The organism is Streptomyces sp. bgisy159 (genome assembly GCF_965341775.1).
GTDB lineage: Bacteria > Actinomycetota > Actinomycetes > Streptomycetales > Streptomycetaceae > Streptomyces.
In genome coordinates, this window is the sequence record NZ_CBDQZH010000042.1 from 51668 (window position 1) to 64485 (window position 12818).

Consider the following 12818-nt stretch of genomic DNA (forward strand, 5'->3'; position numbering starts at 1 on the left):
TTACGCGTCGGGCTGGGCGGGGGGTTGGTCGGGGCGCTTGGCGACGAAGGAGCCGAGGCCGACCTCGGCGCGGATGAGCCCCTCCGCCTTGAGGTGGGCCAGTACCTTCTGCGCCGTCGATGCCGCGACACCGAACTCCGAGGCCAGCTCGACGACGGACGGCACCCGCGCTCCCACCGGGTAGGTGCCGTCCGCGATGCGTGTCTCTACGGCCGCGGCGACCTGCCGCCAGACGGGTCGCGTCCGGTCAAGTTCTGGGCTCATGCAGTGGACGCTAAAACTCTGCGGTAGACCGCGCGACCGCGGTAGACTGCGGTAGACCGACCCGGAAAAGCGGGACCCCCGCGACGGAGAGCAGCCGTCCGGGGGCCGCGTGAACGAGCCCCGCCCGCTGCCGTGGACCGGCGCCGAAGGCAAAGCCTGCTACCTGATCGCCGACGACGACGACGGCACCGGCCCGGTGTCCCGCCTGGCGGACACGACGGAGACCGTCCAACTGGAGATGGGCAGCCAACTCCTCTCCCCCGCGCGGGACATGCTCCCCCGCACCCCACAGCCCGGCGAACTCCGCTTCCTGGCCGAGCGCCTCACCGAGGCCCTGGCGGACGCCCTCCGGGTCGCGGAGAGCCGGGGCCGACGCCTGAACCGCCCGGACCGACGGGAGCCGACGGCTTCTGCGGCGCCCGGTACCGTCCCGGCGTCACCCCCACCACCTTCCGGAAGTGCCGGGTGAGATGGGCCTGGTCGTAGAAGCCGGCGGCGGTGGCGACCTCGCCCGGCGGAAGCCCGTCGAGCAGGCACCGCCGGGCGAGGTCGACGCGACGGGACGTCAGGTACTGGTGCGGGGGGATGCCGTACGCGGCGCTGAACGCCCGTACCAGGTGGGCGGGGTGGGCGTGGACGAGCCGCGCGGCCTCCGCCAGGGTGATCCCGTCCGGCACGCGCGCGTCGAGGAGTTCGCGCAGGCGGCGGGCGAGGACGGGGTCACGGGGCGGCGTGGTACGCCGGGCGGGCCGAAGGCTGTCGCGCAGGCGTTCCGCGACGAGCGTCAGCCGGCTCTCCGCCTCCAGTTCGCCACCGGGCCGCGCGAGCGCGGTGTGAAGCTGCCCCACGCGTCGACGCAGCAGGGGGTCCCGCAGGTCGGGCCGGTCGACCGCCGCCCCGACGAGGTACTCGCCGAGGACCCCGGTGTCCAGGTACACCACCCGCTTGCGGAACCCGTCCGGGGTCGCGGGGGAGCCGTTGTGGGGGACGTGCGGCGGCAGCAGGGTGACCGTGTCGTGCGGGGTGCCGTGCTCATGGCGGTCCAGGTCGTAGCGCACGGCGCCGGCGTCGACGATCAGCAGGGTCCAGGCGTCGTGGACGTGCATCGGGTAGGCGTGCTCGGTGAAGCGCGCGTGGAAGACCTCGGTGACGCCCGGCACGCGCGGACGCCACGCGGTGACTTCCTGCCGGGCGGCCATGCAAAAAACGTACAAGACGGGGTCGTACGCCGGTCGGCAGTCTCACCGTATGAACGCTGAACCCCTGCCTGGTGAGCCCGGCCCCGCCGAACGCACCCCCGTCCGCTTCGACACGAAGATCGCCGTCCTGCTGCGGGCGGACCTGGAGTCGTGGCAGCGCCTCAACGTGACCGCGTTCCTCGTCAGCGGACTCGGCACGGCGGCCCCCGAGGTGGTCGGGGAGCCGTACGAGGACGGCGACGGCGTCCCCTACCTGCCGATGTTCCGCCAGCCGGTGCTGGTGTTCGAGGGCGACAAGGAGACGCTGTCGACGGCCCACGCGCGCGTGCTGGCCCGTTCGCTCCCGCGCGCGGTGTTCACCTCCGACCTCTTCGCGACCGGCGACGACCGGGACAACCGGGCGGCGGTACGGGCCGTGCCGACGGCGGAGCTGGATCTGGTGGGGCTCGCGGTGTACGGGCCGCGCAACGCGGTGGACAAGGTGCTCAAGGGCGCGCGGATGCATCCGTGACGGGGGCGGCTTCGGCGCCGACCGCGCCGTCGGGTGCCGCTGCGACTGGTGCCGTGGCGACGGGTGCCACGCCGTCGGCTGCCGTGCCGTCGGGAGCCGAACCGCCATGGCCGTGCAGGCCGCGCATCAGCACGGCGTACCCGACCCCCGCCACCGTGCCCACGACGGCACACATGCCCCACAGCCAGGCGCCGCCGAAGCGGTCGATGACGAAGCCGGACATCAGCGGCGCGACCAGGGAGGCGACGGCCCACGACAGCGTGTACATGCCCTGGTAGCGGCCGCGCCCCCGCACCGGCGAGAGCCGGACCACCAGCCCCGTCTGCGTCGGCGCGTTGACGATCTCGGCGAGGGTCCACACGCAGACGGTGAGCATGAAGACGCCGACCGACCCGGCGAACGCGGTGAGCCCGAAGCCGTACCCGGCGAGCAGCGCCGACACCACGAGCAGCCGTCCCGGGTCGCGGTGCTCGATGAACCGGGTGACGGGGATCTGCAGCACGACGATGAGCACGCCGTTGACGGCGATGGCCACGCCGTAGTCGGCGGGACTGAACCCGGCCTCGCCCATGGCGATCGGCAGGCCGACCGCCCCCTGCTGGAAGATCAGCGCGATGAGGAACGAAAGCCCCACGACCCCCATGAACCGCCCGTCGCGCAGCACGGTCCCCAGCCGTACGGAGTCCTCCTCGGCCTTCTCCTTCTCGGTCTCCGGCCGGGACTCGGGCACCTTGAGGAACACCACGAGCGCGCAGACCAGCGTCATGCCGGCCTCGATGAGGAACCCGGCGAGATAACTGACCTGGGCGATGAAGCCGGCGGCGGCGGAGGAGACGGCGAAGCCCAGGTTGATCGCCCAGTAGTTCAACGAGAACGCGCGGACCCGGTCCTCCGGCCGGACGATGTCCGCCATCATCGCCTGCACCGCCGGCCGGGAGGCGTTGGAGGCCGCGCCGACCAGGCAGGCGACGGCGGCGATGGCGACGGGGTCGCGGACGACGCCGAGCAGCGCCACGGACAACGCGGTCGCCAGCTGGGCGATCAGCAGCGTCGGCCGCCGCCCGAGCCGGTCCGCCATGACCCCGCCGGCCAGCGAGGAGACGACCCCGCCGAGCCCGTGCAGTGAGGCGACCAGACCGGCGTACGAGGCGGAGTAGCCGCGTCCGACGGTGAGGTACAGCGCCATGAAGGTGGCGACGAAAGCGCCGAGCCGGTTGACCAGCGTGCTGGTCCACAGCCACCAGAACTCCCGGGGCAGCCCGGACACGGACTCCCGGGCCGCTCGTCTGAGACCGGCGACGGACATGTGACCCCCGATGTGACTGCGATGTAAGTACCCACAAGGCAGGACACAAATTACAAGCGGCATCGGGGAGCAGCCACTCGATTAACAATCCCTGCCAAGCGTCCGCTGGGCGGGCAGCGGCGCCTCCACCCCAAACCCTTGGATTACGCTCAGACACATGGCCGACGCACCGTACAAGCTCATCCTCCTCCGCCACGGCGAGAGCGAGTGGAACGCGAAGAACCTGTTCACCGGCTGGGTGGACGTCAACCTCAACGAGAAGGGCGAGAAGGAGGCGACCCGCGGCGGCGAGCTGCTCAAGGACGCCGGCCTGCTGCCCGACGTGGTCCACACCTCGCTCCAGAAGCGCGCGATCCGCACCGCCCAGCTCGCTCTGGAGGCCGCCGACCGCCACTGGATCCCGGTCCACCGCTCCTGGCGCCTGAACGAGCGCCACTACGGCGCCCTGCAGGGCAAGGACAAGGCGCAGACCCTCGCCGAGTTCGGCGAGGAGCAGTTCATGCTGTGGCGCCGCTCCTACGACACCCCGCCGCCCCCGCTCGAGGACGGCGCCGAGTTCTCGCAGTCGGACGACGCGCGCTACGCGACCATCCCGCCGGAGCTGCGCCCCCGCACCGAGTGCCTCAAGGACGTCGTCAACCGCATGCTGCCGTACTGGTACGACGGCATCGTCCCCGACCTCCTGACCGGCCGCGTCGTCCTCGTCGCCGCCCACGGCAACTCGCTGCGCGCCCTCGTCAAGCACCTCGACGGCATCTCCGACGCGGACATCGCCGGCCTCAACATCCCCACCGGCATCCCCCTCCTCTACAACCTCGACGCCGACTTCAAGCCGGTCACCCCCGGCGGCAAGTACCTCGACCCGGAGGCGGCCGCGGCGGCGATCGAGGCGGTCAAGAACCAGGGCAAGAAGAAGTAAGCCCACAGTTTTAAGCCCCCGACCTGCGACTTCTTCGCGGGGCGGGGGCTTCTTGGTGGTGCTGGGCCGTCTCTGGGCCGTCAGGTGCTGGAGGGGTCCGACCGGGCCGTGTCGAAGACGGCGGCGACCGCCTTGCGGGTGCGCTCCTGGCTCGACGGCATGAGGTGGGCGTACACGCGGAGCGTCAGGCCGGGGTCCGAGTGCCCCAGGTACTCGGCGAGAGCCTTGATGTTCTCTCCTGCGTCCAGGAGCACCGAGGCGTAGAAGTGGCGGAGCGCGTGCATGCCGTTCTCGCGGGACTCGGCGTAGGACTGGCCGGGCTTCCGCTCGGGGATCACCCCGGCCGAGGCGAGTGCACGCTTCCACACCTCTTCGTTGAGGGAGGTGCGCCAGACGTGCCCGCCGCGCGGTCCGGTGAAGATCAACCGCTTGGTCACTGGAGGCCCGTCCGCCACCTTCCACGGCAAGGTGATCTCTACCGGCGGGAATCGCTTCATGTGGGCCCGAAGTGCTTCAGCGACCGGACCGGGGAGCGGTACGTCCCGGAGCTTGCCGCCCTTCGGCGGGGCGAACACGGGCTTGCTGCGGCTCAGCTTGAGCTGCTGGACCACGTGGAGAGTGTCCGAAGCGAAGTCGATCGCGTCGACGGCGACGCCGAGGATTTCGCCCTGCCGGAGCCCACAGCCGCCTCCCAGGTCGACCATCGCTTGGTACCGCTCGGGCATGCCGGCGCGGACGGCGAAGACCCGTTCCGGCGTCCAAGGGACGATGCGCCTGTTGTCCACGGTGGGCGGCCGGACCGATCGAGCAGCGCACGGATTCCGGGCAAGGTGCCCGTCATCCACGGCTGCGCTCAGAGCCGCCCGCACATTGGAGTAGATCGTCCGGGCGTACGAGCCACGTACGCCGTTCTCCTGGAGCTGTCTCACCCAGTCACGGATGTGAGCAGGCTGGAAGGACCCAAGAGGACGCGACCCCAGGTAGGGGTAGGCGTGCAAGCGAAGCTGCGACTCCATTGACGCCTGCGTGTTCGGGTCCGGCGCGTGGGTCACCCACTTCTCGCTGTACTGCTGGAAGGTGATCCGGGCCGCGCGGGGGTCGATGTACTGGCCCCGCGCCATGTCGGTCTCGGTCTGCGAGAGCCACTGTTCGGCAAGCCGCTTCTGACGGTCGGGGAAACTCTTGGACTTCTCGGTGCCGTCCGGGCCGATGTAGCGGGCGCGGTAGCGCATGCCCGTGCCATAGCGGTCGGTCTTGACTTTGCGAGTCTTGCCGTCCGGCCCCTTCTCTTCCTTGTACCAGCGGTCTTGGATGTGTCCAGCCATCAGGCAGCGGCCCCCTTGAGCTGGGACTCCACCCAGGCGCGGACGTCGTCCGGGTCGAAGCGGAGATGCCGGCCGACCCGGAATCCGCGCGGACCCGTGCGCTTGCGGCGCCACTGGTAGACCGTCTCGACGCTCGGCAGCTCGAACATCTCCACCAGGTCGTCAGGAGTCAGGAACCGCGTGGGCAAGGCGCGCGGTGCGGCGGCTACTTCGGCCGACACGCGGCGTCGATCAGCCATGGGTGGGTTCTCCTTCCGTTCCGGGAGCGGGTTCGAGGGATGCGGCGAGCCAGGCTTCGACGTCGGAGAGGCCGGTGCCGGCGAAGACCCAGTGGGCGAGGACGTACGTCGTCTCGGTGGTGGGTCCGTTGGCGCCTGCCTGTGCTCGCCGCCATTCGGCGCGGGCGTCGCGGAGGGCGCCGAGGGTGGTGGAGTAGCGGCGGGACTTGGTGGAGAAGTGGCCGCGGAAGCCGAGCATGTGGGCCCAGGCGCGCAGGCGGAGGTGTTCGAGGTCCTTGCGGGCGCCGAGGGTCCAGGCGGTGCGGATGAGGCGGCGGGCGTGGTCGCTGATGTCGAGCTGGGCCAGTTCGGCGGCGAACTTCAGTGGCCGGTCGAGGGCGCCCGTCGCGGTTTCGGCGCCCTTGGTGGCGTACTTGGCGATGTAGGCGGCGACGGCTCGCTCGGTCAGTTCCTGGCCGTCGTTGAAGTCGGCGGAGCGGATCGGGCGGACGTCGAGCTGGCTGCCGAAGGCAAAGGTGTGGGCGCGGCCGTCGATGACCGGGCCGTCGACGCGGACCTTGGCTGCGGCGGCCCGGATGGCGTCGGTCAGCAGGTCTGCCGTTGCCCAGCTCGGGGGCGGGGTGTCGCCGCCGCCGGGGCCGTCGAGGCGGATGACCGCATGGAAGTGGACTGCTCCGCGCTTCTGGTACTCGGCGACCTTGGCGAAGGAGACGCGGGCGTGGTCGCGCAGGCACCGTTGGGTCAGGCCCGCACGCTTGGCGACCTCCCGGCGGAGGTAGGTCGAGAAGCGCCGCCAGAGGGTGCCCGCGTGCGCGTTCCAGAGGACGGCGGCTTCGTAGTCGTAGGTGTCCGGGTCGAGGGGGGTGCCGAGGGCGGGGTCGTCCTGGTCGTGGTGGGTGCCGCAGCGGCAGGGGCGGCCGTCGGTGCGGCGGTTGTGGACGGGGCCGAAGCCGGGGGCGGTGAAGGTGGCGAAGACGCGTGGGTGGGTGGCGACGTGTTCGGGGGTTCCCTTGCCGCCCCGGAGTCCGGCGGTGATCAGGTGGAAGGTGTCGCGGCGGTAGACCTCTGCGCAGGCCGCACATCGGGTGGTCCGGCGGTTGTTGCAGCGGACGAGGAGTTGGCCGGCGGGGAGGGCGGAGGAGTCGAGGTGCTGGAGGACTCGGCCGATCTCGCCGGTCGTGGTGTCGATGTCGTACTCGGTGCGGTGGCCGTCGAGGCGGATGGGGTTGGTGCAGCCGCCGAGCCCGGAGAGCTGCCGGAGGATGCCCGGCAGGGTGCCGTGTTGGGCGAGTCTGCTGAGTTCCGGGAGCGGGGGCGGGGTGGTGCGGGTGAAGATGGCTGTCTCCTTCTGGCTGGATCGGTCAGGAGGGATGGGCCCTGGGGCGGCCGGATGCTTGGCGGTGTCATGGCCGCCCCAGGGGTCGGCGCGGTTCAGCGCCGTTTGTGCTCGCGCAGCAGGGAGCGCAGGACCACGGCGGCGATCTCCTTATCTACTCGTCTAGTCATGTGAGCCGTTTATGACGTCCACGCCGGAGCGCGTGCCGGATTCGATGGCGGGGGCGAGGAAGGTGTGCGAGAGCCAGAAGCCGAACAGGGTGATCAGGACGACGATCCAGGGGCGGACGCCGAGGAACTTGACCGCTCCCCAGGCGAAGAAGCCGAGGACGGCGACGAGCGGCAGGCTGACGGTCACGGTGTGCGGGTCCTCTCAGCGGATGGGGCAGCGGTGGGTGCGGGCGGCGAGTTCGGCGGCGGCGCGGCTGTCGTAGTCGGCGGAGAAGCCGCAGCGCGGGGCGGTGCAGGCGGCGGTGTGCTTCTCGCGGCCCCGGTGGTCGTAGGCGGTGCCGACCTGGACGGGGCCGATGCGGGTGACGTTGTGAAATCGCCTGGGTGCGGGCATGGTCAGCCCTCCTGTTGCAGGCTGGGGCCGGGGAACTCGCGCAGGATTCGGGCGGTTTCCTCGGCGTCCGAGGTCCGGTCGGCGGCTTCTTCGGCGAGGAGTCGAGCGAGTGTCGTCCGACCGGTCGCGGCCATCTCGCGGGCCGCTTCGAGGTAGTCAGCGGCTGTGTTGAAGCAGAGAGGCATGTCTTTCCTTGGTGGTCAGGTGAGCTGGGCGGCGATGGCTTCGGCCAGGGGGGCCGGGACGCCGAGGCGGGCGCGGAGGGTCGGGGTGTCGATCGGGGTACCGGTGCGGGTGCGGTGTTCGGCGGCGACCTTGCGTGCGTGATCGACCAGGGCGGCCGGTACGGGGACGGACGGGGATGCCGGGCGCGCTTCGATGGCGGCGGGTTGGGCGGGCGGTTCGGCGGCCGTTTCGGTCTCGGTCTCGTCCGCCTGGTCGTCGTTGGCCGCGCCGTCCTGGGCCGTCTTGGGTGCCGTGTGTGCGAGGAGGGTGCCGCCGAGGAAGGCGATGGCGGGCCAGCCCGCGACGAGGATGCGCAGCCAGGCCGGGACGTTGCCGAGGCCGAGGAGGCCGGCTGTGGCGACGTTGGCGCCGAGGGAGGCGGCGAGGGCGATGACGAACCAGCACCAAGCGGCGGCTTTGGTGTTGCCGGAGCGCAGTCGGCGCCAGGCGGCGACGAGAAGGAGGTCGACGCTGATCGGGTAGGCCCACGCTTTCCATCCGTCCTGTCCGGCCGCCATGGCGACGTCGTGGAGGTGGGCGAAGGACAGGGCGGCGGCGATGAGCGCCTGGACCAACACCGCGTCGACGCGGGTCAGGTGGGCGCGCATGATGCGGCTCCTTTTCGGTTTCGGGCATGGGAGGGGTAGGGACGTGGCGCGAGGTGGTCACGCCGAGCGGGGTGAGGGGTGGGGTGGAGGTCAGTCGGTGACCGGTCGCGGCAGGACGACCGGGGCGGGAGTCTCGGCGGGGCGTGCGGGCACGTCGGGCCGGAAGGGCTTGAGCGCGGGCAGGTCCGGGACCAGGTGGGCCGACTCGCGGCAGGTCTCGGCGGCGGCGCCGAGGGAGAGGTACGGGGTGCGGATGCGGGACCAGCCGCCGGAGGTGTCGCCCGCGACGGCGAGGCCCGGCCGTTCGGCGGGGATGGCGCAGGCGGCCATGACCGCTTCGGGGGCGATGTCGCCGAGGGCCATCTTGGCGGATGCTTCGTCGTTGACGCGGTGGCAGACCCGGCCGGTGAGCTGGGCGCGGAGCATGGTTGCGCCCTTGCCGAGTTCGGCGCCGAAGCGCTGTCCGCACACCTCCAGGTAGATGCCGGCCGCGCGGCCGAGCTGGGCGAGCCGGATGAGCTGGGTGACCATCTCATCCCGCCGTTCCTCGTCCTTGCGGGTGGCGGTGAGGAAGAGTTCCGCCACCTCGTCCACGAACAGGACGACGGGCACGGGCCGTTCACTGTCGGGCAGGCCCCAGATGTCGGAGGTGATCTCCTCGTCCGGGGTGCCGGGGGCGATGCCCTGCCGGGCCTTGATCAGGTCGTATCGGTCCTCCATTTCCTTGACCAGCGCGGGCAGCAGTTCGGCCGCCTCGTCGGGGTCGGTGGCGAGCGCCGAGAGGCGGGGTGCGAACGGCGCCAGCTCGACGCCCCGCTTGCAGTCGATGCCGACCAGGGCGACGGGCTGCGGGGCGAGTCCGGCGATGAGGTGGCGCAGGTACATGGACTTGCCCGACAGGGTGGCGCCGAGGGTGAGCTGATGGGGAACGGTCCGGTAGTCGCGTACGAAGGGAGTGGCGTCCTCCCGAAGCGCGACCGGCACCTTGAGGAACCCGCCGCCGGTCTTGCGCGGCATGCGCACTTTTCGCAGCACGTCGAAGCCGACGAGCCGCAGTTCGACCACACCGGGCTTGACGGGGTGGACGTAGACGGCGTGGACGCCCCAGGCGTGCCGCAGCCGTTCGGCCGAGGCGGCGATGTCGGCGGGTTCCTGCCCCGGAGCGAGGCGGAGCCGCAGCCGCAGGCCGGTCGAGGTGGGGCGGATGATGCCCCGCCGGGGCGGGACGGGCCGGATCTCCCGCCGGGTGGTGGCTTTGACGGCGAGGACCCGCAGCCGGGACGGTGCCACGGTCAGGCCGCAGGCTTCCATGACGGAGGCGTACGAGCTGAGGAGGCGGACGGTGGATATCGGACCGCCGACCGTGGACCAGTAGAGGCCCGGGTGGTTGGCCCGGGCGTAGGCGGCCCCGCCGCCGAGCGCGGCGAGGGGACCACCCACTTCCAGGAACGTCGTCAGCTCGGTCATCAGGCGGTGGCCCCCATGGCGGCCGGGAAGGCGGCCGGGGTGACGGCGGCGGCCCGGTAGGCGATGCCGTGCCGCTGCTGCCCGTTGAACACCGACTCCCACGGCCGGGCGATCAGCCCCGGCAGCGAGACGGGCGAGCCGAGGACCAGGCCCTCGGAGACACCGCCCTCGGGGACGGTGACCTTGATGAGCGAGGACTCGCCTTCCTCGATGTAGACGACGCCGATCGTCATCAGCGCCTCACCGCTGACGGCGTCCTTGGCGATCTCACCGGTCTGCCGGTCGCGGATCTTCGGCTCCGGGGCCTCGGTGAGGAGGATCGTGGCGGCGGAGGTCTCAACGCGGATGGTGCGCAAGGCACACGCTCCTATCTACTCGTCTATACATGTAGCGATCCGTGAACCCGATCTTGCGGGCTCACGGCGATCACCTTGCCACACAACTTGCCCACTCGTCTATACGAGTATGCCTGTTGGGGTGTACGAGTTCGGAGAAGCGTCCCCGCGCACCACCGCCGCTCACGCGATCACGTCGCCGGGAGCTGGTACGACAGCACGTACGCGTCAGCCGCCATCACGGTGTCGCACACCTCAACAGCCCGGCCCTCGGTGTCGAAGGCGGTCCGGATCAGGTGGATCACTGGCACGCCGGAGGCCAGGTGCAGCGTCTTGACCTCGGCGGGCGAGGGCATCCGGGCGCGGATCTCCTCCTCGAAGTGGTCGAGGCGGTGACCCAGCTCTTCGAGTCGGGCGTAGATGCCGCCGGGGCCGGGGTTGGGTTCGGCGATCTGCGTACCGCGCGCGATGTCGAGCGGAAGGTAGGAGGTGGCGAACTCGACGGGCCGCCCGTCGAGCAGGTACCGGCGCCGCCGGGCGAGCACCCGCCGTACGGAGCCGAGCCGGGTGGAGATGTCCTGACTGGCCTTCTCTTCCTTCACCTCAAGACTGTCGACCTTGGGGTGACTGCCGGCCGCGTCGGCCTCCACGATGAACGCGGACTTGCCCTGCTCGCGGTGGCGCCGGGCGAACCGGTCGGAGGCCAGCCGCCGCACGGGGGGCCGGGGCCGGACGAAGACGCCCTTGCCGTGCTCGGCGTGCACCAGGCCCTCGCCCTGGAGGACGGAGAAGGAGTTCCGGACGGTCATCCGGGACACCCCGTAATGCTCGACAAGCTCAGCTTCCGAGGGCAGCTTCTCACCCTCGCTGAATCGCCCACGGTCGATGGCCTCACGCAGCTGGTCGGCGATCTGCCGGAAGACCGCACGATCGCTCGTGGGGTCGAGATCACCGAGCAGGCCCGAAGGAAGGGCAGGGCTCACGTGTGTACTCCTTTAGGTATCTAGACGAGTGGGCGAGTCTTGTTGCTACGGTGGAGAGCCTAGCCATCCGAGAGGGCCGAGGAACGTGAGCACAGAACGCCCGCACTCCGTCAGCGTCGCCGGAGTCGTCATAGACGACCACGGCCGGGCCCTCCTGATCCAGCGCCGGGACAACGGCAAGTGGGAACCGCCGGGCGGTGTCCTCGAACGCGAGGAGACCATCCCCGAAGCCCTGCAACGCGAAGTCCTCGAAGAGACCGGCATCAAGATCGCACTTCCCGCGACCCTCACCGGCGTCTACAAGAACATGACGGGCCTGATCGTCTCCCTGGTCTTCCGCTGCCAGGCCGCCGACGGCACGCCCACCACCGGAAGCGAGACCCGCGCACTGCGCTGGGCCACCCGCGACGAAGTCACCGAGCTTGCCGACGAGGCGTACGCCATCCGCGTCCTGGACGCGATGGACGCGGCGTCCCCGCCGGCCGTCCGCGCCCACGACGGCGTGAAACTCGTCTAGCCCGAACCCGCTGCACATGGCGGCCTACCAGCACGAAGGAACTTGTATGCACGAGTATACGAGCCGGGCCCGGGCCTGGGGGCTCAGTTGCCCAGGATTCCCCGAAGAGGTCAGCCGGGCCCGCCGCTGGACCCGCGACATCCTGCGCGGCTCCCCGTTAGCCGAAGACGCCGAACTGATCGTGAGCGAGCTGAGCGCGAACGCGATCCTCCACACCGCCAGCGGTCGGGAACACGGCAGCTTCCACCTGGCCGTCGCCGTCTCGGCACAGGTGGTCGCAGTCTCCGTGACGGACGACGGCGGCACGGGCACCGCCCCCAAGGCCGAGCACCAGGACCACGACGCCGAACACGGCCGGGGCCTGGGCATGGTCAGCGCCCTCGCACACCGCGTCGTCATCCACGACAGCGACCACGGCCACACGGTCACCGCGGAACTGTTCTCCGGGCCCCAGCGGGGAGGCCACCCGTGCTGATGAAGGAACTCCGACGCGGCTACTGGTGCGAGTGCTGGACAGAAGACCTCACCGAACAACGACGGCCGGCACTGCTCGCATCCCTCGACGCCTACACGGCACCCCAGGCAGACCGCTGGGTAGCAGTCACCCTCCGCACAATCTCCCCGGCCCTCGACGCAGACGCGTCCGACGCCGCATGGGAATGGCTGTACGACGGCCGCATCGAGACGCGACGAGCCCTGTTGCGCTCGGAGCCCTGCACGGTGTCAGTGACCCACGAGGACACTCGCATCACCTGGACGATCCGACCCGTGATCTACCTGCCGATGGCCCACCGCCAAGAGGTTGCACTCCCGAGTTGCGCTCACGACTTCAAGCCCCACGCGTCCGACTGAGTTACAACTTTCTTTACGACTTCAAGTGCGGCTCGCTCCGCTCCCCGCGCGCGGCCCGGCCCCCGGCCGGGCCTGCGCTCATGTCTCCGCCCCGCTCCAGCCCGGCCGGCGCCCGAGCCGCGTGCACAGAGACCAGCCACCTGACGTCAGAGAAGGGGTACGTCGCAG

18 protein-coding genes are annotated in these 12818 nt (G+C 70.9%); 5 read left to right on the forward strand and 13 right to left on the reverse strand.

Features of this window, described 5'->3' with window-relative positions; translation table 11 throughout:
* Positions 1-264 carry a GntR family transcriptional regulator gene (locus ACSLTV_RS29380; protein WP_435613183.1) on the reverse strand — a complete coding sequence of 88 codons (264 nt, stop codon included), beginning with the start codon at positions 262-264 and terminating at the stop codon, positions 1-3.
* 323 nt (positions 265-587) lie between these two features.
* Positions 588-1463: an AraC family transcriptional regulator gene (locus ACSLTV_RS29385; protein ID WP_435613184.1), complete on the reverse strand. Its 876-nt coding sequence runs from the start codon at positions 1461-1463 to the stop codon at positions 588-590.
* A 49-nt stretch (positions 1464-1512) separates the two neighbouring features.
* On the opposite strand from ACSLTV_RS29385, the gene ACSLTV_RS29390 reads away from it, so the two are divergent.
* The gene (locus tag ACSLTV_RS29390; protein ID WP_435613185.1) at positions 1513-1974 is read left to right on the forward strand and encodes a DUF2000 family protein; all 462 of its coding nucleotides are present in this window, start codon (positions 1513-1515) and stop codon (positions 1972-1974) included.
* Here ACSLTV_RS29390 and ACSLTV_RS29395 read toward each other — a convergent pair.
* On the reverse strand, positions 1949-3280 hold the full coding sequence (locus tag ACSLTV_RS29395) for an MDR family MFS transporter (RefSeq protein WP_432139412.1): 1332 nt from the start codon (positions 3278-3280) through the stop codon (positions 1949-1951). The genes ACSLTV_RS29390 and ACSLTV_RS29395 overlap by 26 nt on opposite strands.
* Positions 3281-3437: 157 nt before the next feature.
* Here ACSLTV_RS29395 and ACSLTV_RS29400 point away from each other — a divergent pair, with 157 nt between their 5' ends.
* Positions 3438-4199, forward strand: coding sequence for a phosphoglyceromutase (locus tag ACSLTV_RS29400; RefSeq protein WP_432139411.1), 762 nt, complete (start codon positions 3438-3440; stop codon positions 4197-4199).
* A gap of 80 nt (positions 4200-4279) precedes the next feature.
* On the opposite strand, the gene ACSLTV_RS29405 is transcribed toward ACSLTV_RS29400, so the two are convergent.
* From ACSLTV_RS29405 to ACSLTV_RS29450, 10 genes are all read right to left on the reverse strand, one after another.
* Positions 4280-5524 (reverse strand): tyrosine-type recombinase/integrase, encoded by a 1245-nt coding sequence (locus tag ACSLTV_RS29405; RefSeq protein ID WP_432139410.1) that lies wholly within the window; start codon positions 5522-5524, stop codon positions 4280-4282.
* Positions 5524-5763: a helix-turn-helix transcriptional regulator gene (locus ACSLTV_RS29410; protein ID WP_432139409.1), complete on the reverse strand. Its 240-nt coding sequence runs from the start codon at positions 5761-5763 to the stop codon at positions 5524-5526. Before ACSLTV_RS29410 ends, ACSLTV_RS29405 begins: the two co-directional genes overlap by 1 nt.
* Positions 5756-7036, reverse strand: coding sequence for a replication initiator (locus ACSLTV_RS29415; protein ID WP_432139457.1), 1281 nt, complete (start codon positions 7034-7036; stop codon positions 5756-5758). Before ACSLTV_RS29415 ends, ACSLTV_RS29410 begins: the two co-directional genes overlap by 8 nt.
* Positions 7037-7261: 225 nt before the next feature.
* Positions 7262-7456 carry a hypothetical protein gene (locus ACSLTV_RS29420; protein WP_432139408.1) on the reverse strand — a complete coding sequence of 65 codons (195 nt, stop codon included), beginning with the start codon at positions 7454-7456 and terminating at the stop codon, positions 7262-7264.
* Positions 7457-7471: 15 nt separating this feature from the next.
* Entirely contained in the window at positions 7472-7663 is a 192-nt protein-coding gene (locus ACSLTV_RS29425; RefSeq protein WP_432139407.1) for a mobile element transfer protein, read from the reverse strand.
* Positions 7664-7665: 2 nt separating this feature from the next.
* The gene (locus ACSLTV_RS29430; RefSeq protein ID WP_432139406.1) at positions 7666-7848 is read right to left on the reverse strand and encodes a hypothetical protein; all 183 of its coding nucleotides are present in this window, start codon (positions 7846-7848) and stop codon (positions 7666-7668) included.
* 15 nt (positions 7849-7863) lie between these two features.
* Positions 7864-8496, reverse strand: coding sequence for a DUF2637 domain-containing protein (locus tag ACSLTV_RS29435; RefSeq protein ID WP_432139405.1), 633 nt, complete (start codon positions 8494-8496; stop codon positions 7864-7866).
* A 90-nt stretch (positions 8497-8586) separates the two neighbouring features.
* On the reverse strand, positions 8587-9963 hold the full coding sequence (locus ACSLTV_RS29440; RefSeq protein ID WP_432139404.1) for an FtsK/SpoIIIE domain-containing protein: 1377 nt from the start codon (positions 9961-9963) through the stop codon (positions 8587-8589).
* Positions 9963-10319, reverse strand: a complete 357-nt coding sequence (locus tag ACSLTV_RS29445) for an SCO3933 family regulatory protein (RefSeq protein ID WP_432139403.1) — start codon at positions 10317-10319, stop codon at positions 9963-9965. The genes ACSLTV_RS29440 and ACSLTV_RS29445 overlap by 1 nt, the downstream gene beginning before the upstream one ends.
* Before the next feature lie 170 nt (positions 10320-10489).
* Positions 10490-11281, reverse strand: coding sequence for a GntR family transcriptional regulator (locus ACSLTV_RS29450; RefSeq protein ID WP_432139402.1), 792 nt, complete (start codon positions 11279-11281; stop codon positions 10490-10492).
* 85 nt (positions 11282-11366) lie between these two features.
* Between ACSLTV_RS29450 and ACSLTV_RS29455 the strand changes: the two genes are divergently transcribed.
* From ACSLTV_RS29455 to ACSLTV_RS29465, 3 genes are read left to right on the forward strand one after another with little or no spacing between them, the layout of a single operon-like run.
* Positions 11367-11798: an NUDIX hydrolase gene (locus ACSLTV_RS29455; protein WP_432139401.1), complete on the forward strand. Its 432-nt coding sequence runs from the start codon at positions 11367-11369 to the stop codon at positions 11796-11798.
* Positions 11799-11844: 46 nt separating this feature from the next.
* The gene (locus ACSLTV_RS29460; protein WP_432139400.1) at positions 11845-12273 is read left to right on the forward strand and encodes an ATP-binding protein; all 429 of its coding nucleotides are present in this window, start codon (positions 11845-11847) and stop codon (positions 12271-12273) included.
* Positions 12273-12650 (forward strand): hypothetical protein, encoded by a 378-nt coding sequence (locus tag ACSLTV_RS29465; protein ID WP_432139456.1) that lies wholly within the window; start codon positions 12273-12275, stop codon positions 12648-12650. The genes ACSLTV_RS29460 and ACSLTV_RS29465 overlap by 1 nt, the downstream gene beginning before the upstream one ends.
* Positions 12651-12818 lie beyond the last annotated feature (168 nt).

Excerpts from the sequence above, each read along its gene's own strand:
- ACSLTV_RS29435 (WP_432139405.1), bottom strand. The coding sequence starts at position 8,496 with ATGCGCGCCCACCTGACCCGCGTCGACGCGGTGTTGGTCCAGGCGCTC.
- ACSLTV_RS29440 (WP_432139404.1), bottom strand. The coding sequence starts at position 9,963 with ATGACCGAGCTGACGACGTTCCTGGAAGTGGGTGGTCCCCTCGCCGCG.
- ACSLTV_RS29380 (WP_435613183.1), bottom strand. The coding sequence starts at position 264 with ATGAGCCCAGAACTTGACCGGACGCGACCCGTCTGGCGGCAGGTCGCC.
- ACSLTV_RS29460 (WP_432139400.1), top strand. The coding sequence starts at position 11,845 with ATGCACGAGTATACGAGCCGGGCCCGGGCCTGGGGGCTCAGTTGCCCA.
- ACSLTV_RS29430 (WP_432139406.1), bottom strand. The coding sequence starts at position 7,848 with ATGCCTCTCTGCTTCAACACAGCCGCTGACTACCTCGAAGCGGCCCGC.
- ACSLTV_RS29395 (WP_432139412.1), bottom strand. The coding sequence starts at position 3,280 with ATGTCCGTCGCCGGTCTCAGACGAGCGGCCCGGGAGTCCGTGTCCGGG.
- ACSLTV_RS29385 (WP_435613184.1), bottom strand. The coding sequence starts at position 1,463 with ATGGCCGCCCGGCAGGAAGTCACCGCGTGGCGTCCGCGCGTGCCGGGC.
- ACSLTV_RS29425 (WP_432139407.1), bottom strand. The coding sequence starts at position 7,663 with ATGCCCGCACCCAGGCGATTTCACAACGTCACCCGCATCGGCCCCGTC.
- ACSLTV_RS29410 (WP_432139409.1), bottom strand. The coding sequence starts at position 5,763 with ATGGCTGATCGACGCCGCGTGTCGGCCGAAGTAGCCGCCGCACCGCGC.
- ACSLTV_RS29390 (WP_435613185.1), top strand. The coding sequence starts at position 1,513 with ATGAACGCTGAACCCCTGCCTGGTGAGCCCGGCCCCGCCGAACGCACC.
- ACSLTV_RS29400 (WP_432139411.1), top strand. The coding sequence starts at position 3,438 with ATGGCCGACGCACCGTACAAGCTCATCCTCCTCCGCCACGGCGAGAGC.
- ACSLTV_RS29405 (WP_432139410.1), bottom strand. The coding sequence starts at position 5,524 with ATGGCTGGACACATCCAAGACCGCTGGTACAAGGAAGAGAAGGGGCCG.
- ACSLTV_RS29465 (WP_432139456.1), top strand. The coding sequence starts at position 12,273 with ATGAAGGAACTCCGACGCGGCTACTGGTGCGAGTGCTGGACAGAAGAC.